Consider the following 22,398-nt stretch of genomic DNA (forward strand, 5'->3'; position numbering starts at 1 on the left):
ACCTAGAAATCAAAATAGAAACAAGATGAAGAAAACCATCATCATGGCGCTCATGGCTGCAGCTTCGGTCTCAGCCAGCGCCCAACAGAAGCAGACCATCGAAATACCATCATGGTTGAGCAACGTGAAATTGTCGGGGTATGGAATGACCCAATATCAGTACAGCGGACAGAAAGATGCAGAATCCAACTCATTCAACATCCGTATGGCGCGTATCTCTCTCGAAGGTCGCATAGCAGGCGACTTCTACTGGAAAACTCAAATTCAGTTCAACGGCAACACCTCTACTCTCGGTTCCAGTCCGAGAATGGTGGATCTGTTTGCTGAATGGCAGAAATATGAATACTTCAAGGTGAAGATCGGTCAGTTCAAGAACCCGTTCACCTTTGAGAATCCGATGCACCCTATCGACCAGGGCTTCATGGGATATTCACAGAACGTGAGCAAGCTGGCTGGTTTCAGCGACCGTGCCGGAGAACATGCATCCAACGGCCGTGACATCGGTCTTCAGTTCCAGGGCGATTTCCTCAAGAATGCCAATGGCAGAAACCTGCTGCACTATCAGATTGGTGTGTTCAACGGACAGGGCACCAATACCAAGGACGTTGACCAGCAGAAGAATGTGATTGGTGGTGTATGGGTAATGCCAGTAAGCGGCATGCGCATCGGCGCCTTCGGATGGACCGGTTCTTATGCAAGAAAGGGAACATGGAACGATGATGAACAGGGAAACATCATCTACGAAAAAGATGCTGCTGGAAATTCCGTTCTTGACAAGGATGGAAAACCTGTAAAAGAGACTTTCAGCGGTACCCGCAGCCTGAACCAGAACCGCTACGCCTTCTCTTTCGAATACAAGAAAGATGGTTGGACCGTACGTTCTGAGTATATCCACTCTACCGGCAAGGCTTTTGCCAAGAGCATCACCAATTACAACGATGCCAACGCCAAGGACTGCAATCTGAATGCAAAAATCGGCGACAAGGCACAGGGTGTATATGGATTGGTTATCGCCCCATTGGCTCAGCTGCCAAAGAACAGCCGTATCGACGTGAAGGCGCGTTACGACATGTATCAGCCTAACGGCAAGAGCAACATGCAGAGAACCCAGTATGAGGCAGGTTTGAACTTCCACATCGGCAAGCGAATCAGCATCCTTACCGAGTATGCGCTCATCAACGACAAGACACTCGCGAAGCACAATTATTCCATGGCAGATGCCGAGGTTTGCTTCAGATTCTAACAGATACAACAAAGGCTCGCTCCTGCTACTGGAACGAGCCTTTATTGTGTTTACTGTCAACTACTTATCTTAGAATGAATAAGAGAATCCTACTGACATGAATTCCTTAAACTGCCAATAGCTATCATCATCCTTGCGCTTCACACCATCGTCAAAACGCGGATAGAGGAAGATGTTGGTAGAAATATAGCGGTTAAACTGGAAGGTGATGGTGTTTTCCCACTCTATTTCTGCACGCTTGTAAGTGGTGTATCCCCAGAGACGGGTCTTCCACTTGATATTATCCGCTATCTGCCACGACAGGTCGAAGGTACACTCAGAACCGTAATCGGTCATGCCATGCTTCCCCTCATCCAGTCCGTAGCGCGTAGCCAGCGACGCTCTGCCCACATATTTCCAGTTGAAAGCCAGAGGAGCCAGATGGGCACTACCCTTCAGGCGGTGATTGAACCAGTCTACATTATAATCCATACCGACAGAGAGGTTCAGATTGAATGGCGAGAAGAAATCGGAATAAACCGTCTTGTCATTACTCTTGTAACCATGCGTAAACTGAGTCTGGCCAATCAGCTGGATGGTATAATACCATTTCCTGGAAGCCTGCAGACCGAGTTTTCCGGTGTATCGGATCATATCGTCGCTCGTTTTCAGCGTATGAACCGTATCACCCTTCGAAGTCTGATAACCCAGGCGCATCTCCACCTTATTATCCCATTTTATCTTCTGCTTGTTATTGTAGTTGGCAAACATCGTCACTCTTCCGAGCACCGAATAATTGCTCTCACCACCCTTATACCAGTTGTCAGAAACATAGTTTTGCAGGAACTGCAGATAATAATCGCCACCTATGGTCCAGAAGTTAGGACGGGTGATGACGATATCCATCGGAGCCGCATCCACCTCAATCGCCTTCGGAGCCACCTGCTCTACGATATCAGGATGATTCTTCTTCGGTTTGCTCTGCGCAGCCAGCGGTGCTCCCACCTCCTTGAGATGAGACTCAGTATTGCGCACCAGGTCGGGACGCGTGAGATATACCTCCATCAGCGTCTGGTCGAGCATCGTTCCGAGCGAATCCTTCACCCCATCCTGAGGCTTGAGTCGCAACATGCGGGCTGCCGGCCCATGATAGAACGTGAGCGGCGTAAAGAGTTGGGCATATCTGCTGTCCCCTGAATCCATCTTCATGGAATCGATGCGCTGACGGCACATCAAGAGCGAGTCTGCATAGCTTTCAGCCAACCTGTTCTTCGATGCCTCTCCGGGCTCCACCTTCTTCAATTTGCGCTGGGCAGAAACAGGCGTCAGAGCCGAAAGGAACGCAAGAACGAGTAATCCAAATTTTATTTTCATACCTTAATTTTATAAATTTGGGCACAAAGGTAATAAATAATTCATAAATCTATGCCCTTTATTAGGAATATTTTTGCTCATTTCACAAAAATGTCGTAACTTTGCAGCCAAATTATTCTAATTTAAATTATAAATATCGTGGCTGAAACAAAGTACATCTTCGTAACTGGTGGTGTGGTTTCTTCTTTGGGTAAAGGAATCATATCTTCATCCATCGGTAAACTTCTTCAAGCAAGAGGTTACAACATTACTATCCAAAAGTTTGACCCATACATCAACATCGACCCGGGTACGCTGAACCCGTATGAGCATGGTGAGTGCTACGTAACGGTAGATGGTATGGAGACCGACCTCGACCTCGGACACTACGAGCGATTCACCGGCATTCAAACTACAAAAGCGAATTCTCTCACCACTGGTCGTATCTACAAGGCAGTCATCGACAAGGAGCGTCGTGGCGATTATCTCGGCAAAACCATCCAGGTGGTGCCTCACATCACCGACGAGATCAAGCGCAACGTGAAGTTGCTCGGCAAGAAGTATCACTATGACTTCGTGATTACCGAGATTGGCGGAACCATCGGCGACATAGAGAGCGCCCCTTACATGGAGGCTATCCGACAGCTGAAATGGGAGCTGGGCAAGAACGCCATCAACGTTCACCTTACCTATGTGCCTTATCTGAAGGCAGCAGGCGAGTTGAAGACAAAGCCTACCCAGCACTCTGTGAAGGAACTGCAGAGCGTAGGTATTCAGCCAGATATCCTGATTCTCCGCACCGAGAAACATCTCGAAGAGGGAATCATGAAGAAGGTAGCCAGCTTCTGTAACGTAGACCTGGACTGCGTGATTCAGAGCGAAGACCTTCCTAGCATCTACGAGGTGCCTGTAAACATGCAGAACCAGGGCCTCGACACCGCCATCCTCCGCAAGATGGGCGAGCCTATCGGCGAAACACCTGCGCTGGGGCCTTGGAAGACATTCCTCGACCGCAGAAACAAGGCTACAGAGGTGGTAAACATCGGTCTCGTAGGCAAGTACGACCTGCAGGATGCATACAAGAGTATCCGCGAGAGTCTCTCGCATGCCGGTACCTACAATGACCACAAGGTGAAGATTACCTTCATCAACTCAGAATATCTCACAGAAGAGAACGTGGCTGAACAGCTGAAGGGACAGGACGGCATCGTCATCTGCCCAGGCTTCGGTCAGCGAGGCATCGAGGGCAAGATTATCGCCGCTCACTATACCCGCACACACGATATCCCTACCTTCGGCATCTGCCTGGGTATGCAGATGATGGTCATCGAGTTTGCCCGCAACGTATTGGGCTACAAGGATGCCAACTCACGCGAGATGAACGAGAAGACTCCACACAATGTCATCGACATCATGGAGGAGCAGAAGAACATATCAAACATGGGTGGAACCATGCGTCTCGGCGCTTACGAGTGTGTGCTGAAACAAGGTTCACGCGTGTTCAATATCTACAAGAAGGAGCATATTCAGGAACGCCATCGCCACCGCTATGAGTTCAATAACGAGTTCCAGCAGGAATTTGAGAAGAACGGCATGATGTGCGTAGGCAGAAACCCTGAGAGCGACCTGGTAGAAATCGTAGAAATCCCAGGCATGAAGTGGTACGTAGGTACACAGTATCATCCTGAATACCAGAGTACGGTGCTGAAACCACATCCACTTTTCATGGATTTCGTAAAGACAGCAATAGAAAACAAAAAGTAAATATTAGGAGTTAAAGGAGTGATCCCCTTTACTCCTTTAATTTCAAATTTTAAAAATGAACAAGAACAACATTATCGGTTTCCTCCTGATTGCCGTAGTGCTGATTGGCTTTAGCTGGTATAACCAGCCATCTGCCGAAGAACAGAGAACGGCATTCGTTCAGGACTCCATCGCCAAGGCTAAACATGCCGAGATGGAAAAGGCCAGCAAGGCTGCCGCTGTTAAGCGCCAGGCTGATGCCAAAGCAAAGGTTGAGGCAGACTCAACCGCCCTCTTCTATTCGGCACTCAAAGGCCAGGCTAAGAAGATTGTATTGAAAAACGAGAAGGTAGAATTAACACTCAACACCAAGGGTGCTACTGTAGAGAAGGCTGTCATCAAGGGCTATGTGGGACACAACCTGCAGGTGAAAGACGGTTCGGCTGATGCCAAGGACGTAACCCTCTTCGACGGTAACGACCAGAGCCTCAAGTTCATGCTCGAGGCTAAAGAAGCCAACATCATCACCAGCGATCTCTACTTCACTCCATCCAACGTGACCGACAAGTCTGTCACCCTGACCGCTGTGGCTGGTGAAGGCAAGACGCTCACCCTGACTTATACATTGGGCAATGACTACATGCTGCACATGAGCCTGCAGGCAAATGGCATGGCGGGTCTGTTCTCACCTAATTATAATAAGATGGATGTAGACTGGAGCGACAAGGCACGCCAGCAGGAACGTGGTTTCATGTTCGAAAACCGTTACACTACCCTCACCTACCATAATGCAGAAGGCGGTACCGACCACCTCAACGAAGGTAGCGAGAAGATTGACGAGAAGATAGAAGAAACCATCGACTGGGTATCTTTCAAGAACCAGTTCTTCTCTGCCATCATCGTAGCAAAGGATAACTTCGAGAAGGATGCTTTCATGACCTCTATCCCTCAGGAGAAGGGTTCGGGCTATCTGAAGCAGTTCCAGGCTAAGATGAAGACAGCTTTCGACCCAACCGGTAAGAAGGCATCTGAGTTTGAGTTCTACTTCGGTCCTAACGACTTCCAGATTCTGAAGAATACCGAGAAGGAAAGTACCTTCGGCAAGGACTTGGAATTCCAGAAGCTCGTATACCTGGGATGGCCTATCATCCGCTGGATCAACCGTTTCTTCACACTCTACGTATTCGACTGGTTGAGCAACGTGTTCCCAATGGGTATCGTATTGATTCTCATCACCTTGCTCCTCAAGCTCATCACCTACCCTATGGTGAAGAAGAGCTACATGAGTTCAGCCAAGATGCGCGTGCTGAAACCAAAACTCGAAGCTGCTACAGCTCAGTATAACAAGCCTGAGGACCAGATGCAGAAGCAGCAGGCAATGATGGCGGAATATGCCAAGTATGGTGTAAGCCCATTATCCGGTTGCTTGCCTATGCTGATTCAGATGCCGGTTTGGGTTGCGATGTTCAACTTCGTGCCTAATGCCATCCAGCTTCGTGGTGAGAAGTTCCTGTGGATGAACGACTTGAGCACCTTCGACCCAATCATCGAATGGAACACCAACATCTGGCTGATTGGCGACCACTTGAGTTTGACCTGTATCCTGTTCTGTGTAGCCAACCTGTTGTACTCTTGGATGACCATGCGTCAGCAGCGCGACCAGATGGTAGGTCAGCAGGCAGAGCAGATGAAGATGATGCAGTGGATGATGTATCTCATGCCATTGATGTTCTTCTTCATGTTCAATGACTACTCAGCCGGTCTGAACTTCTACTACTTCATCTCATTGTTCTTCAGTGCCGCAATCATGTGGACCCTGCGCAAGACAACCGACGACGAGAAACTCCTCGCCATCCTTGAGAAGCGCTATCAGGAAAACAAGAACAACCCTAAGAAGGCAAGCGGCCTGATGGCAAGAATGCAGGCTCTCCAGGAGATGCAGCGCAAGCAGCAGGAAGAGATGATGCGCAAGCAGGCAGAACTGAACGAGAAAAAGAACAATCTCGGAAAATAAAGATTACTAGATAAAAATGAAAGCGTAATGAATTACCCGGAAAAGGTGTTCATTACGCTTTTTTGTCCCCGAAAAGGTATAATTTGTTAAATGATATTATAAATTATACCTTTTCGGGGGTATTTTATTTTAAGCTAATTTACTTCTTCAATACCGGCTCGCAGGTGATATCCACACCGAGCTTCTTGAAGATTTTCTGGTCTACATCACTCAGCATCACGGTGCAATGAGCCTGACAGCCGCGAAGCTTAGGCAACTGCTCCAATGCCTTCTTGCAGTTCTCATCATTCTCTGAAAGAACAGAAAGAGCTACCAAAACCTCATCCGTATGAAGACGAGGATTGTGACCACCGAGATAATTCACCTTGGTATGCTGGATAGGCTCAATCATCGACTGAGGAATCAGCTTCAATTCATGGTCGATGCCTGCCAACTGCTTGGTAACATTCAGGAGCAAGGCGGCACTACAGCCCAGCAACTCGCTGCTATGACCGCAGATAATGGTACCATCCTCCAACTCAATGGCAGAAGAGGTATGACCCGTCTCCTTCTTATGATTCTTGGCAGCTACCGTCACCTTGCGGTAATCAGTAGTAATCTTAGCCTGATTGAAGAGCATCTGAATCTTATTGATCTCATCTTCATTGCAAGCACCAGCCGCCATCTTGTTGGTAGCCGCATAGTAACGGCGGACAATCTCATTCTTGGATGCCTCGCAGCAAGCCTCATCATCAGAGATACAGAAACCTACCATGTTTACACCCATATCCGTAGGCGACTTGTATGGATTGCTACCATAGATACCCTCGAACAGCGCATTGAGCACAGGATAAATCTCTACATCACGGTTATAGTTGATGGCTATCTTGTTGTAAGCCTCCAGATGGAACGGGTCAATCATATTCACATCGTTCAGATCGGCAGTAGCAGCCTCGTATGCGATGTTCACAGGATGCTTCAATGGGAGATTCCACACAGGGAATGTCTCAAACTTGGCATAACCGGCACGCACTCCACGCTTGTTCTCATTATAAAGCTGACTCAGGCAAACCGCCATCTTACCGCTGCCAGGACCCGGCGCAGTAACAATAACCAGCGGACGCTCTGTTTCAACATAATCGTTCTGACCGAAGCCCTCGTCAGAGGCAATCAGACTCACGTTATGAGGATAGCCCTCGATGAGATAATGGCAGTAAGTCTTGATGCCCTCGCGCTCCAGACGCTGTTTGAAGGCGATGGCGGCAGGCTGGCCATTATAATGAGTGATGACAACAGAACCCACCATGAAACCACGGTTTTGGAACTCACCACGAAGGCGCAACACGTCCTCATCGTAAGTAATGCCCAAGTCGGCACGCTTCTTGTTCTTCTCTATATCGGCTGCACTAATCACGATAACAATCTCGATGCTATCGCTGATTTTCTGGAACATGCGCAGTTTGCTGTCAGGCTGGAAACCCGGCAAAACTCTGCTGGCATGATGATCGTCAAAAAGTTTACCGCCCAATTCGAGGTAAAGCTTTCCGTCAAACTGTGAGATTCTCTCCTTGATGTGTTCTGACTGAATCTTCAGATACTTCTCGTTATCAAAACCTATCTTCATACTACTTTAAATAAAACTATATCGCTATTATTTTGCAAATTTGACTGCAAAAGTACAAAAAAAACTGGCTATAGAACAATGTTTTACGCAAATTATTCTTAATTCTCAAGGATTTGCCGTATCTTTGCATCTTGCAATGGGCAGCATAACATGTCATATCGCAAAAACATGAAGTTTAAAAGAAAACATAACCGACAAATGAAAAAGAATTTACGTACCGCCTCTATCTGCGTGCAGGGAGGCTATGAGCCAAAGAACGGCGAACCGATTGAAGTGCCAATTTATCAAAGCACTACTTTCAAGTATGACAACTCTGAGGAGATGGCTATGCTCTTCGACCTGAAGAAGGAAGGCTACTTCTATAGCCGTCTCCAGAACCCTACCAACGATGTTGTGGCTAAGAAGATTGCCGAACTCGAAGGTGGCGTGGGAGCCGTATTAACCAGCAGCGGTCAGGCTGCCAACTTCTATGCTGTGTTCAACATCTGCGAAGCGGGCGACCATATCGTTACATCTAATGAGATTTATGGTGGTACCTTCAATCTCTTCGGCGTAACCCTGAAGAAGCTCGGCATTGAGTGTACTTTCGTGAATCCGAACGATAGCGAAGAAGAAATCCAGAAGGCTTTCCGCCCTAACACCAAGGTTGTTTTCGGCGAAACCATCAGCAACCCGGGCTGCGCAGTACTCGACATCGAGAAGTTTGCACGCATTGCTCACAAGAATGGGGTGCCTCTCATCGTTGACAACACCTTCGCTACGCCTATCAACTGCCGCCCATTCGAATGGGGTGCCGACATCGTTACCCACAGTACGACCAAGTATATGGATGGTACCGCTTCACAGGTAGGTGGCATTGTAGTAGACAGCGGCAACTTCGACTGGATGGCTCATGCTGATAAGTTCCCAGGTCTCTGCACACCGGATGACAGCTACCATGGTCTGACCTATGTGAAGGCTTTCGGCAAGATGGGTTACACCACCAAACTCGTAGCTCAGCTGATGCGCGATCTCGGCAGCATCCCTGCCCCAATGAATTCGTTCATCCTCAACCTCGGTCTTCAGAGTCTCCACCTCCGTATGCGCCAGCATTGTGCCAATGCACAGAAGGTAGCAGAGTTCCTGCAGAACGATGAGCGCGTGGCTTGGGTTCATTATAGCGGTCTGGAGGGCGATGAGTATCATGCGCTTGCCCAGAAATATATGCCAAACGGCACCTGTGGTGTTATCGCCTTCGGATTGAAGGGAGATCGCGAGACTGCCATCAAGTTTATGGATTCTCTCGACATGATCAACATCGTAACCCATGTAGCCGATGCCCGCACCTGTGTGCTCCATCCAGCCAGTCACACCCATCGCCAGCTCAGCGAAGAGCAGCTGAAGGAAGCAGGTGTTGCGCCAGATCTGATTCGCCTCTCTGTAGGTATCGAAGATGTAGAAGACATCCTCGATGATATCAAGCAGGCTTTGGATCAGATTTAAGACAAATAGGATACATAACAACAAAGCAACATTATAACAGTAAAAATAGAAACATGATTAAAGCTATGATTTTAGCTGCTGCGGCTCTCACGATGGGCACAGCTGCTGATGCACAGACTATGATTCAGAAAAATGACATCAAGGTAGAAAACCACCTGATGACTCCTGAGGCTCTCTGGGCAATGGGACGTATCGGTGGCGCCGAAGCTTCGCCTAACGGCAAGCAGGTGGTGTACCAAGTGGGTTACTACAGTGTAAAGGAAAACAAGGGCCATCAGATGCTCTTCATCATGGATGCCAACGGCAAGAACCAGAAGGCATTGACCACGGATGCAAAGAGCGAAACAGATGCTGCCTGGATTCAGGGCGGACAGAAGATTGCCTTCATCCGCGACGGACAGCTCTGGAGCATGAACCCTAACGGTACAGACAGAAAGCAGCTCACCAACGACAAGTTGGGCATCCAGAGCTTCCGCTTCTCTCCTGACGGCAAGAAGGTAATCCTCATCAAGGAACTCCCTTACCACGGAACCATCAAGGAGAATCCTTCTGATCTTCCATTGGCTACCGGCCGTCTCGTAACTGATATGAACTATCGCCACTGGGACCACTACGTAGAGAGCCTTCTCCATCCTTTCGTGGCTGATGTGGCTGAAGACGGTACCATCAATGCCGGCGAAGACATCCTGAAGGATGAACCATTCGAGTGCCCTATGGCACCATTCGGAGGCATCGAGCAGCTGGCATGGAGTCCGGATTCCAAGACCATCGCCTATACCTGCCGTAAGAAGGAGGGCGTTCAGTATGCCATCTCTACCGACTCTGATATCTATCTATATAATATAGGTACGCGCGAGACAAAGAACCTCTGCAAGGAGGCTGGCTATGTAGAGCCTAAGATTGATGCTACCAAGAGCATGAAGAACCAGGCTGTCAACGCTCCTGAGAATCTGAAGAACAATCCGGGTTACGACGTGAACCCTCAGTTCTCTGCTGACGGAAAGTACATCGCTTGGCAGAGCATGGCCCGCGATGGCTACGAGAGCGACCGCAACCGCCTCTGTGTTTATGAACTCGCTACCGGCAAGAAGAACTATGTATCAGAGAAGTTCGACTCTAGCGTAGAGGGCTTCGTATGGAACAAGGACAACAAGAGCCTCAGCTTCATCGGTGTATGGCACGGAACCCTGAACCTCTATCAGGCAAACTTCAAGGGCGAAGTAAAGCAGATTACCAACGAGTGGGCTGACTACGGAAGCATCTCGCTTGCCAACAACGGCAACAAGCTTCTTGCTACCAAGGCTAGCATGAGTCATCCTACTGATATCTACATCGTAACTCCAGGCAAGGACGCCAAGAGTACCAAGGTAGAGCAGATTACCCGCGAGAACGACCATATTCTGAACCAGTTGAATATGGGTAAGTGTGAGCAGCGTTGGGTAAAGACTACCGACGGCAAGCAGATGCTGGTATGGATCATGTTGCCATCTAATTTCGATGCCAACAAGAAGTACCCTACCCTTCTCTTCTGCGAGGGTGGTCCTCAGAGTCCGGTAAGCCAGTTCTGGAGCTACCGTTGGAACATCCAGATCATGGCAGCCAACGGCTATGTTGTCGTATTGCCAAACCGCCGCGGTCTCCCTGGCTTCGGAAGCGCATGGAACGAAGAGATTTCTGGCGACTGGACAGGCCAGTGCATGAACGATTATCTTTCAGCTATTGATGATGCTGCCAACAATCTTCCTTACGTAGACAAGGATCGTTTGGGTTGTGTAGGTGCCAGCTTCGGTGGTTTCTCAGTATACTACCTCGCCGGTCATCACAACAAGCGTTTCAAGGCATTCCTCTCTCACGATGGTGCTTTCAACCTGGAGAGCATGTACACCGATACCGAGGAGGCTTGGTTCTCTAACTGGGAATACGAGGATGCTTACTGGAACAAGGACCAGAGTGCCAACGCCAAGAAGACTTACGAGAACAGTCCTCATAAGTTTGTAGACAAGTGGGATACTCCAATCCTCTGCATCCACGGCGAAAAGGATTACCGTATCAATGCCAACCAGGGCATGGGCGCCTTCAATGCAGCCCGCATGCGTGGCATCCCAGCCGAACTCCTCATCTATCCTGATGAGAACCACTGGGTATTGAAGCCACAGAACGGCGTGCTCTGGCAGCGCACTTTCTTCGGCTGGTTAGACAAGTGGTTGAAGAAATAACATATAAAAAAGGCTTGCTCCGTAATGAAGCAAGCCTTTTTTATATATTATAATTCTAAGATTTAGCTTACGCGATTCAACTTCTTGATGATAGAGAAGATGAAGAGAGCTGAAACCAAACAGATACCTGCGAGAACACCCCAGATGGCAATGAGGTTGAAGTTCTGACCCCACATGATGCCAGGAATCATAACCAACTGGTTACCGATGGCTGTTGCACCGAACCAGAGACCCATCATCAAACCAGCATACTTTGGAGGAGCTACCTTCGATACAAATGAAATACCAATTGGAGAAAGCAGAAGCTCTGCGAATGTAAGGATGAGGTATGTAGAGATGAGGAGGTTAGCACTTACACGTGTACCCTCTGTAGCAGGATCGCCCTGTGTCAAAGGAAGCTCCAAACCCATAGAACCTACAGCCATCCATACAAAACCGAGAGCAGCAACGAGCATACCCAAACCAATCTTCTCTGGCGATGTAGGCTCCTTGCCAATCTTGTGGAGCCATGAGAACAAAGCAACGCTCACTGGTGTCAATGCCACTACATAACATGGGTTGAACTGCTGGAAGATAGGAGCCTCAACATCTACGGCACCTTCAAGGTTGCTGTACTTGTAGAAGAGGAAAGCGATGGCAGCAACAATAACACCAAGAGAGATACCCTTACCCTTGCCGGTCTTGCTCTGTGCCAGACCGAAACAACCGTAAACCACGAAGATGCAGGCTACGAGGTTGGTAACATCGAACGCCATTGACTGCAGACCCTCTGAAGTCTTCTGTGTATAATCGCGGGCAAAGAGTGTCAATGTATTACCGTTCTGATGGAAAGCCATCCAGAAGAAGATAACCACAGCGAATACGAGACAGAGGCAGATGATGCGCTCCTTGGTCTCAGCCTTAGAAAGTTCGTTTGTCTCCTTGGCAGAAGTCTTATCATCCTTACTCTTGGTCTCAGAAGCAAGAACATGCTTGTATGTAAAGCTGAAGGCATAGTAGATAGCGATACTAACAATAAGCGAAGCACATGCCACGGCGAATGCAAAGTGGTATGAATCTTCCACCGACACACTCAGGCTCTCCTGCGCCCACTTCATAATCTTGATGGCAGCAGTAGGAGCAAACATAGCACCGATGTTGATAGCCATATAGAAGAGTGAGAAACCGGAATCACGTTTGCTGGCATACTGTGGCTCATCATAGAGACGGCCTACCATCACCTGCAGATTACCCTTGAACAGACCGGTTCCCAAAGCGATGAGAATAAGTGAAATACCCATGGCAGCAACGGCAACAGTTTCCTTGCCAAGAGGAAGTGAGAGAACAAGATAGCCAATGAACATGATGAAGATACCTGTGGTAACCATACGTCCAAAGCCAAACTTGTCGGCTGCGATACCACCGATGATAGGAAGGAAATAAACCATCATCAGGAATGTAGAGTAAATAGTACTTGCCAATCCGGTTTCAAAACCGAAGTTGGCCTGCAAATAAAGCAAGAACACAGCAAGCATGGTGTAATAGCCGAAACGCTCACCCGTGTTTGCCAAAGCTAAGGCCCACAGACCTTTTGGTTGATTCTCAAACATAATTTTTTGTTTTGTTGTTATTTTATTATTTAGTTATTCTTTTCTCGCAATTTGTGTGCAAAGATACATAATTTATTCCATATTTCAAACTTATTGCACAAAAAACCGCACATCGCATAGCACTTTTCCACTGAAAATCGACTAAAATTCTAAAATACAGACAAATCAGATAAAAAAAATCCGTTTATATTACAACGTAATTGCATTTTTTTTCGTACCTTTGCACCCCGAAACCATGAGGAGGTTTCGGGATACACAAAAATACTTCAAAAAATTCTAAATAGAAAGGTAAAAGGATATTTATGAGACAACTTAAGATTAGTAAGAGTATAACCAACCGTTCCAGTGAAGCACTCGACAAGTACTTGGTGGAGATTGGTAGAGAGCCTATGGTCTCTATCGATGAAGAAATCGAACTTGCCCAGAAGATTCGCAAAGGCGGTCGTGAGGGAGAACGTGCCAAGGAGAAATTGGTAAAAGCAAACCTTCGTTTCGTTGTATCTGTTGCTAAGCAATATCAGCACCAAGGTCTTTCTCTTACCGACCTCATCGACGAGGGTAACATCGGTTTGGTAAAGGCTGCTGAAAAGTTTGACGAGACCCGCGGCTTTAAGTTTATCTCATACGCCGTATGGTGGATTCGTCAGAGCATCCTGCAGGCTATTGCCGAGCAGAGCCGTATCGTTCGCCTGCCTTTGAACCAGGTAGGTGCATTGAGTAAGATTAGTGCAGAAATCAGTAAGTTTGAGCAGGAGAACCAGCGCAAACCTTCTGTTGCTGAGCTCGCTCAAATCACAAAGATGGAAGAAAGCAAAATCGACCAGACTATCAAGGCAGATAATCACCACATGAGTATAGATGCTCCATTCGGTAGCGATGATGACGACAATGCGATGGTCGACGTGATGGCTTCGGGTGATGACAGCCGTACCGACAAGGGTGTAGACTTCGAGTCTATGGCGAGCGAGCTTGACCGCGTTCTCAATTCTGTATTGAAAGACCGTGAGCGCAAGATTCTGTGCTACTGCTATGGTATCGGTTGCCACGAGAAGGGTTTGGAGGAAATCGGTAGCGAGTTCAACCTTACCCGTGAGCGTGTTCGCCAGATTCGCGAAAAGAGTATCATCAAGCTCCGTGATAGCGGTAAGATCAAAATCTTGATGAAGTACTTGGGATAAGTTAAGTGAAGAGTGAAGAACGAAGAGTGAAGAATTCTTTTGCTTTTCTTCTTCACTAGGTTTTGAAGACGAGAGAAAAATAGATAAAACCAAGTTGCTCATAGCAACGAAAGTAAAAAGGGGCAATCAGTTGGTTCATCCCAATCTGATTGCCCTTTCTCTATTAACTATAAACTGTTAACTATTAACAAAGTTTCCAAACTTATCAATAAAGCCACTGATACCTTCACGGGATGCTTCGAAGTAAGGATATTCATCACGCAAGCAAATTTCGTCGTAAAGGAAATCCGCCACTACCGTATCGTTACCATCCGGCATTACCAGTCCCATCTTGCCATTCTTCTCAGCTATTACCGGCATGATGCTCAAGTCATCATTATAAATGTAGCAGGTGCGCAAGAAATCATAAGTTGGCGAGAGTAAGATGTTGCCTTGATGATCTTTCATACCAAACTTTCCATCCTGCTCAAATACTTCATGATACTGAATGTATTTCGCCTTGATGCGCTGGTAATAGAAAACCATCTTGCGCTTATCGTTGACAAAATCCAGCATATACTGGAAGGTGTCACAATAGTTGGCTACCGAACGGACCAGAATCATCTTCAAGTCAAGACCATCCAATGCTTTTCTGTTCAGATCAATATACTTGGCTATCGCCTTCTCCTTCTCTGGTACAGAGAGGCTGGCTAGCCTTTCCTCAAATTTCAACATAGCTTGCTTGGTACCCGACATACCTTTGATATACCGGTGTATCTGTCTGCCCATCTCAGAACATACAAACTTGTCAATCTCCTGCTGCTCTATCGGGTCAGCATAGTCCTTAATCAATGATTCAGGTGTCGCATTCATGGTTATTTCCTTTCTTTTAAAAATTATACTTTCACTCTTCACTTATTTCACATTAGGCTTCTGCAATCCATATCCCTTTCTCTTATCTTCAAACAAGAGGAGGAAAGAAATGATAATAGCAATCACACCGAAGGCTGCAAAGATGGTCATCGTCTGGGTATAGTCGATAACACCATCAGCACTCGTGTTAGCCTGGTTCACCTTACCAATCCATACCGGAATGAGAGCCAGTCCGATGTTCTGGATATAGAAGATAAGGGCGTATGCAGTTCCTAAGAGTTTCATTGGGATAATCTTTGGCACAGATGGCCACATGGCTGATGGTACCAGACCAAAGGCTACGCCAAGAATGAGCATCAGCACGATGGCAAGCACCCAAGAGTTGATTGGCAGGGCAAACATGACGTGCACAAAGGTCAGGAGGCAACTGCCGATAATCATCAGCGTGGCACCCTTGCCATACTTATCGTATATACTACCGAAGAGCGGTGTGAGGAAGATGGTACCGAAAGGCAACATTGCAGGAATCAGACCTGCCATATTAGCATCCACACCATACTTGAAAATCATCAGCTTGGTAGCAAACTTCAGGAATGGGAATACGCCTGCATAGAACATCAGACAGAGTACAGCCACATACCAGAAACCTATTGTCTTGAAAAGACCTCCCAAGTCAGAGAACTTGAAACCTTCTTCCGGCTCAGTAGCCACAGCTGCCACAGATGCATCCTCCTTCTTATCCATCACGCAATAAACCAGATAAACCAGTACACCAGCGCAAAGCAATACAGCGCCCAAAGCAACAGAAGCAGATACTCCACCCATTGCCTTGGCAAAAGGAAGAGAAGCACTCAGGGCTGCAGCAGTTCCCAAACGAGCCGTAGCAACCTGTACACCCATTGCCAGAGCTAACTCATGGCCCGTAAACCACTTCACGATGACCTTGCTCACTGTGATACCGCATATCTCGCATCCTACACCATAGATGGCAAAGCCAAGAGCAGCTATCACTACCTGCGTACTGTAAGTACCGAAGAATGGTACAGCAACCATTCCGTCAAACTCATGACCTAAAGCATACCACTTCAACAAGGCTCCACCAAACATCAGGACGGTAGAAAGGATACCAGTGAAACGGATGCCAAACTTATCGAGGATAAGACCACCGAAGAAGAGGAGCAGGAGGAACACATTGAAGTATCCGTAAGCTCCAGAGAAGAAGCCGTATTCATCCGAATTCCATCCGAGTCCGAGACCATTCTCTGCTCCCTTGGCTGCTGTCAAGAGAGGCTCCAGTGGAGACATCACATCTGTAAAAAAGTAACCAAACATCATCGTGATACTCACGATGAGGAGGGCGGTCCAGCGAGCTGACTTCGAGTCGCTCAATTTCATCTGCATTTTTTCTGTTGTACTCATTTTCTTTAAAACATAAATGATAAACCCGTTATCATTATTAATTATCTATTATTAATTATCATCTATTTCCGTTTCACGTTCTTCGTTCTGGTGATATCAAAGAGATAAGAGAGTTTCAGAACAATCTGTCCATAATTACTCTTTCCGAAATAATCACGCTTAGAAGCACCGTAGATATTTCCCAGACCATAGTAGTATCGGGCTTCGGCAAGGAAATGCCCCACCTTCGGAATACTGTATTCAGCACCCAGACCCAGGGCGATACCATAATCAAGCTTGTTCTTGACTGCCATTGTATCCTGAGCCACCACCGGACTTACACGGTTATTGTCGGTTGCCGGCATGTGCTCTACCGAGAAGTTGGTCTTCTGCGAATCACTCAGATAGAGACCAAACTGCGGACCGGCATTCACGAAGATATTCAGTCCTCTTGTCTCCCTACCCCATGCCAGATGCGCGAAGATTGGCACCTGAATATAGTTGATGGTACGCTTGTAAGCCATCGCCTCTTTGGTTTCGGTTATAATCACCGGATTATTCTCCTTATCCAGGATATCCTCTTCCCATCCTGCCTGCGCATAGTTTACCTCGGCATAGATAGAACAGATGGTCTTGAAATATTTCTCACAGGTATATCTCATCGAGAAACCGCCCGTCAGTCCGCCGTGCTGCTTCTGCTGCACCTCGGGTGTGAATCCTACGCTACTCATCATATAGCCCCCATTAAAACCGATGGCGAAATCATTACGATGCTCTCCTATCTGTGCCGAAACTGGAATTCCGAAGATGAGCATCAGAATCAGCAACCCAATATTTCTATTCATTATCAACTATAAATTGTAAACTATAAATTGTAAACTGTAAACTAGTACTTCACCGCCTCTATCTGATGATTAAAGGTATAGTGAATCAACTGGAAACTCTTGTTCTTGTATCCTCCTCTACTGGTCTTCTCGAAACGGAGTGGAGTCTGCACGGGCTGGTAAGTCATCTGCTGGCGCTCACCTGTAAAGTTCTTGCCATATCTCTTGACACCCTGAATCAGATACATTCCGTGATCGAAACCGGTGATGGCGAATCTTGGCTGTGCCACCATCATAGGCTGATGGAACCATCGCTCATAACGGCTCTCAAGCGCCTTGGTCTGTGCTGAGTTCGGGTTATAATAGAAGGTGGAAGGGATATAAGTATCATACTTATAGAATCTTTCCAGATTATACTTGGCATACATCAGCCATTCGGTATAGCCGAAGAGAGAAATGGCTGCACCCGGATACTTCGCATCAAATTCGTCGAGTTTGTTCAATACCTGAGTCAACTGTGGCGAACGTCCCGTATTCAGGATAATCACATTCTGCTTGGAAGGCATGAAAGCCTTGGCAAACTGATCGATACTTGAATTCACATTGGTGATGCTATAATTGATTTTCCTGCGTTCCAGTTCCTTGCGCAGACCAAACGTAAAGTTGCCCTTTCTCGAAGTAGAATCATTGCAGTCTACAAAGATAGGATGCACATTGGTAAAACGGCTCAGGAATGCCTTGATGGTCGCATCATTCAGCGCATCATCGCTCTGATAAACCTGGAAAATCTCTTTGTTTCTTTCTACATCATCTCCGCTGATAGAGAACGGAATCACCAGTTTGATGCCGTAGGTCTTGCAGAAGTTGGTCAGCGGAGCCACCTGCTTGGTATAAAGTGGACCAAAGATGATGTCGCATTGATTAGCGCCCTCCTGCAAGAGTGTATTCCGGATATCAGCATCAATAGGAACGTTCCAGGCACGCACATCTATATCGGCGCCCTGCTGTTTCAGGGTTTCGCAAGCCAGCAGCAAACCGCGGTAATACTCCACCATTCGCTTGCCGTCGCCATCAACATTATGCAAAGGTAACATCACGCCTACCTTTACCGCATTTCTGGCAACAGCAGCCTTTGAGGTTGCCGGAGCTGTAGCAGTTTTCTGAACCGTCGCCCCATTCCCCGACTTCTGACCGTTCACCTGATTAGGATTCTTCTGGTCTTTGGTGTATGGAATAAAGAGCGTAGCTCCCTTCTGCAGCATGTATCCCTCACGCTTCATCTCCGGATTGGCATCCATCAGTTCAGGAAGGCTCAATCCATATTTATTGGCGATACCAAAGATGGTATCTTTCTTCTTAACTGTGTAAATGTCGCGCCATTTTACAGTCTGCGCGCCAATGCTGACACTGAGCAGAAGCCCAACGAACAGCAGGAAATATCTCATTTTTTGTCTCATATCTCAAGATTTTTTTAACGATATCTTCAAATATTTCATGTTTTCATCTGCAAAAATACAAAAAATCTTGCATCTGACGCAATATCTCTCATCTTTTTATTATCTTTGCACAAATTATTTTAGAAATGAGACGAAAAATAGCATTACTTTGCATCATGTTGCCACTTTTGACGTGTCAATTACACGCTCAGGAAGTCAACGACGACGAGGAGGACAACACAGAAGAGACGACCAAGGTCAGTTCTCTTCTCATGCCGAATGCCTTCTCTCCAAATGGCGATGGCATCAACGACATCTACAAGCCCAAGGATGGTTACCGGAACATTGAGGAGTTCCACGCCTATATATATAATAGGTGGGGACAGAAACTATATGAATGGACCGACCCTGCCACGGGATGGGATGGCACCTACCGCGGAAAACCGGTCAAGGAGGGTGTCTACTTCTGTCTCGTCAAGGCGAAGGGGGCAGATGGCGTGGTGTATAACATCAAACGTGATGTCAACCTGCTCAGAGGTTATACCGAAGAGCAGAACAGTAACTATTAGGCAAACAGCAATTAGCAGAATTGGAATATGAATTCAGAAGAAAAGATAAATGTATGGGGCGCACGGGTCCACAACCTCAAGAACATAGATGTGGAGATTCCGCGAGATTCCCTCACCGTGATTACCGGACTCTCGGGTTCGGGCAAGAGTTCACTGGCTTTTGACACCATCTTTGCCGAAGGTCAGCGCAGATATATCGAAACTTTCTCTGCCTATGCCCGCAACTTCCTGGGTAATATGGAACGCCCGGATGTTGATAAGATTACGGGATTGAGTCCGGTCATCAGCATAGAACAGAAAACCACCAACAAGAATCCCCGCTCTACCGTGGGCACTACCACCGAGATTTACGACTATCTCCGTCTGCTCTATGCCCGCGCCGGTACTGCATACAGCTATCAGAGTGGCGAGGAGATGATGAAATATACCGAGGAACAGGTCATCGACATGATTCTCAGCGATTATAAGGGCAAGGCTATCTTCCTGCTCGCTCCCCTCGTACGCCAGCGCAAGGGTCATTACCGCGAACTCTTCGAAAGTATGCGCAGAAAGGGGTATCTCTATGTGCGACTCGACGGCAACATCCTCGAAATCGTTCCCAATATGAAAACCGACCGCTACAAGAACCACAATATAGAAGCTGTGGTCGATAAACTGGTGGTGAAGGAAGAAGATGAGGAACGCATCCGCAAGAGTGTGGCAACGGCTATGAAACAGGGCGACGGCATGGTAATGGTTCTTGAGAAAGGTGCCAAGGAGGCCAAGACATACTCCAAGCGTCTCATGGACCCTGTAACGGGTATCGCCTACCAGGATCCAGCTCCTAACATGTTCTCCTTCAACTCTCCCGAAGGTGCCTGTCCGCATTGCAAGGGTCTGGGAAAGGTGAACCAGATTGATATCAAGAAGGTAATTCCCGATGATAAACTCAGCATCCATGAAGGCGGCATCGCTCCACTCGGCAAATACAAGAACCAGATGATTTTCTGGCAGATAGAATCATTACTCAGCAAGTATGACCTCAACCTGAAGACACCTATCTGTGAGATTCCGGGCGATGCCATGCAGGAAATTCTCTATGGCTCGCTCGAAAACGTGAAGATTGAGAAAGAAAAGGTGCATACCTCTACCGACTATTTCTGCGCCTACGATGGCATCATCGACTACCTGCAGAAGGTGATGGAGGATGACGAAAGTGCGGCAGGCAAGAAATGGGCCGACCAGTTTATCTCTACCATCGAATGTCCTGAATGCCATGGCTTGCGACTCAAAAAGGAATCGCTCTCTTTCAAGATCTGGGATAAGAATATATCCGAAGTAGCCAGTCTCGACATCGATGAACTGCGCGATTGGCTCGAAGAAGTGGAACAGCATCTGCCTTCGATGAAAGCGAAGGTGGCTCACGAAATCATCAAGGAGTTGCGCTCACGCGTTACCTTCCTCCTCGATGTGGGACTCAATTATCTCTCGCTCAACCGCCAGTCAGCTTCTCTCTCGGGTGGCGAGAGCCAGCGCATCCGTCTGGCTACTCAGATTGGTAGCCAGCTGGTCAATGTACTCTATATCCTCGATGAGCCGAGCATCGGTCTGCACCAGCGCGACAACGAACGTCTGCTTAACAGTCTGAAGGAACTTCGCGACCTGGGCAATACCGTAATTGTGGTGGAGCACGATGAAGATATGATGCGGGCTGCCGACTGGATAGTAGATATCGGTCCGAAGGCGGGACGCAAGGGAGGTGAAGTTGTCTTCCAGGGCACACCTCAGGAGATGCTCAAGACCGATACCATCACCGCCCAGTATCTCAACGGCAAGATGGCTATTGAGGTGCCTGCCCTCCGCAGAGAAGGCAACGGCAAGCATATCACCATTCACGGAGCTACGGGCAACAACCTCAAGGGGGTGGATGTTGATTTTCCACTTGGCAAACTCATTGTCGTAACGGGTGTCAGCGGCTCTGGCAAATCTACTCTCATCAACGAGACTCTCCAGCCTATCCTCTCGCAGCATTTCTACCGTTCGCTCAAGAAACCGATGCCATACGAGAGCATCGATGGTATCGAGAATATCGACAAGGTAGTGAATGTAGACCAGAGTCCTATAGGCAGAACGCCTCGCAGCAATCCAGCTACCTACACAGGCGTGTTCAGCGATATCCGCTCGCTCTTCGTAGGACTTCCCGAAGCAAAGATCCGCGGTTACAAGCCGGGCAGATTCTCCTTCAATGTGAAAGGTGGAAGATGCGAGGAATGTAAGGGTAACGGATATAAGACCATCGAAATGAACTTCCTGCCGGATGTCTACGTACCTTGTGAGGTATGCCACGGCAAACGCTACAACCGCGAGACGCTGGAGGTAAGATACAAGGGAAAGAGCATAGCCGATGTTCTCGACATGACCATCAACCAGGCGGTAGATTTCTTCGAGAATGTTCCTCAGATACTGCAGAAGATCAAGGCATTACAGAATGTAGGTCTCGGATACATCAGGTTAGGACAGAGTTCCACTACCCTCTCTGGCGGTGAAAGTCAGCGCGTAAAACTGGCTACCGAACTCTCGAAGCGTGATACAGGCAAGACGCTCTATATTCTCGATGAACCGACAACCGGTCTGCATTTCGAAGACATCCGCATCCTGATGGATGTACTCCAGAAACTGGTAGACCGTGGCAATACGGTCATCATCATCGAGCACAATCTCGATGTCATCAAACTCGCCGACTGGCTCATCGACATGGGTCCGGAAGGTGGACGAGGCGGCGGTCAGCTCCTCTTTGCTGGAACACCAGAAGAAATGGTAAAGCAGCAGAAGGGATATACCTACAAGTTCCTCGCCCCTTTACTGAAGAAATCAGGGAAACCTGAATAAATCAGGATAGGAGCGAAGGCTGTGGCAGAAGAAAATTAAAAAAAACGCTCT

14 protein-coding genes and 1 pseudogene are annotated in these 22,398 nt (G+C 47.6%); 8 read left to right on the forward strand and 7 right to left on the reverse strand.

Features of this window, described 5'->3' with window-relative positions:
- The first annotated feature begins 25 nt into the window (after window positions 1-25).
- The gene (locus DWV53_RS01620) at window positions 26-1,243 is read left to right on the forward strand and encodes a porin (RefSeq protein ID WP_118151205.1); all 1,218 of its coding nucleotides are present in this window, start codon (window positions 26-28) and stop codon (window positions 1,241-1,243) included.
- 69 nt (window positions 1,244-1,312) lie between these two features.
- Here the strand turns inward: DWV53_RS01620 and DWV53_RS01625 are convergent, their stop codons facing one another.
- Complete coding sequence (locus DWV53_RS01625; RefSeq protein ID WP_118151207.1) at window positions 1,313-2,596, reverse strand: DUF3078 domain-containing protein; 1,284 nt, start codon at window positions 2,594-2,596, stop codon at window positions 1,313-1,315.
- Window positions 2,597-2,734: 138 nt separating this feature from the next.
- On the opposite strand from DWV53_RS01625, the gene DWV53_RS01630 reads away from it, so the two are divergent.
- Together DWV53_RS01630 and yidC are read left to right on the forward strand one after the other, a co-directional pair.
- Window positions 2,735-4,339 carry a CTP synthase gene (locus tag DWV53_RS01630; protein ID WP_117692618.1) on the forward strand — a complete coding sequence of 535 codons (1,605 nt, stop codon included), beginning with the start codon at window positions 2,735-2,737 and terminating at the stop codon, window positions 4,337-4,339.
- 55 nt (window positions 4,340-4,394) lie between these two features.
- Entirely contained in the window at window positions 4,395-6,332 is a 1,938-nt protein-coding gene (gene yidC / locus DWV53_RS01635) for a membrane protein insertase YidC (protein ID WP_118151209.1), read from the forward strand.
- 139 nt (window positions 6,333-6,471) lie between these two features.
- Here the strand turns inward: yidC and DWV53_RS01640 are convergent, their stop codons facing one another.
- Window positions 6,472-7,935 (reverse strand): DUF1846 domain-containing protein, encoded by a 1,464-nt coding sequence (locus tag DWV53_RS01640; RefSeq protein ID WP_118062948.1) that lies wholly within the window; start codon window positions 7,933-7,935, stop codon window positions 6,472-6,474.
- A 198-nt stretch (window positions 7,936-8,133) separates the two neighbouring features.
- Between DWV53_RS01640 and DWV53_RS01645 the strand changes: the two genes are divergently transcribed.
- Both DWV53_RS01645 and DWV53_RS01650 read left to right on the forward strand, forming a co-directional pair.
- Window positions 8,134-9,417 carry an O-acetylhomoserine aminocarboxypropyltransferase/cysteine synthase family protein gene (locus DWV53_RS01645; protein ID WP_118151211.1) on the forward strand — a complete coding sequence of 428 codons (1,284 nt, stop codon included), beginning with the start codon at window positions 8,134-8,136 and terminating at the stop codon, window positions 9,415-9,417.
- A 53-nt stretch (window positions 9,418-9,470) separates the two neighbouring features.
- Window positions 9,471-11,633: a S9 family peptidase gene (locus DWV53_RS01650; RefSeq protein WP_118151213.1), complete on the forward strand. Its 2,163-nt coding sequence runs from the start codon at window positions 9,471-9,473 to the stop codon at window positions 11,631-11,633.
- A 62-nt stretch (window positions 11,634-11,695) separates the two neighbouring features.
- Here DWV53_RS01650 and DWV53_RS01655 read toward each other — a convergent pair whose 3' ends face one another.
- Window positions 11,696-13,222, reverse strand: a complete 1,527-nt coding sequence (locus tag DWV53_RS01655) for a peptide MFS transporter (RefSeq protein WP_118151214.1) — start codon at window positions 13,220-13,222, stop codon at window positions 11,696-11,698.
- Window positions 13,223-13,524: 302 nt separating this feature from the next.
- Here DWV53_RS01655 and DWV53_RS01660 point away from each other — a divergent pair, with 302 nt between their 5' ends.
- Window positions 13,525-14,400: a sigma-70 family RNA polymerase sigma factor gene (locus DWV53_RS01660; RefSeq protein ID WP_006847025.1), complete on the forward strand. Its 876-nt coding sequence runs from the start codon at window positions 13,525-13,527 to the stop codon at window positions 14,398-14,400.
- A 177-nt stretch (window positions 14,401-14,577) separates the two neighbouring features.
- Here DWV53_RS01660 and DWV53_RS01665 read toward each other — a convergent pair whose 3' ends face one another.
- From DWV53_RS01665 to DWV53_RS01680, 4 genes are all read right to left on the reverse strand, one after another.
- The gene (locus DWV53_RS01665) at window positions 14,578-15,252 is read right to left on the reverse strand and encodes a hypothetical protein (RefSeq protein ID WP_118063181.1); all 675 of its coding nucleotides are present in this window, start codon (window positions 15,250-15,252) and stop codon (window positions 14,578-14,580) included.
- Between the two features lie 42 nt (window positions 15,253-15,294).
- On the reverse strand, window positions 15,295-16,671 hold the full coding sequence (locus DWV53_RS01670; RefSeq protein WP_118151216.1) for an MFS transporter: 1,377 nt from the start codon (window positions 16,669-16,671) through the stop codon (window positions 15,295-15,297).
- A 62-nt stretch (window positions 16,672-16,733) separates the two neighbouring features.
- Complete coding sequence (locus tag DWV53_RS01675; protein ID WP_117587342.1) at window positions 16,734-17,495, reverse strand: porin family protein; 762 nt, start codon at window positions 17,493-17,495, stop codon at window positions 16,734-16,736.
- A gap of 41 nt (window positions 17,496-17,536) precedes the next feature.
- Entirely contained in the window at window positions 17,537-18,931 is a 1,395-nt protein-coding gene (locus tag DWV53_RS01680; protein ID WP_118151218.1) for a LysM peptidoglycan-binding domain-containing protein, read from the reverse strand.
- Between the two features lie 239 nt (window positions 18,932-19,170).
- On the opposite strand from DWV53_RS01680, the pseudogene DWV53_RS01685 reads away from it, so the two are divergent.
- Together DWV53_RS01685 and uvrA are read left to right on the forward strand one after the other, a co-directional pair.
- Window positions 19,171-19,479 (forward strand): annotated as a pseudogene (locus tag DWV53_RS01685) (T9SS C-terminal target domain-containing protein); the annotation flags it as partial.
- Between the two features lie 27 nt (window positions 19,480-19,506).
- Complete coding sequence (gene uvrA, locus DWV53_RS01690) at window positions 19,507-22,347, forward strand: excinuclease ABC subunit UvrA (protein WP_118151220.1); 2,841 nt, start codon at window positions 19,507-19,509, stop codon at window positions 22,345-22,347.
- Window positions 22,348-22,398: the final 51 nt, after the last annotated feature.

The organism is Segatella copri, assembly GCF_003465495.1.
Classification (GTDB): domain Bacteria; phylum Bacteroidota; class Bacteroidia; order Bacteroidales; family Bacteroidaceae; genus Prevotella; species Prevotella copri_G.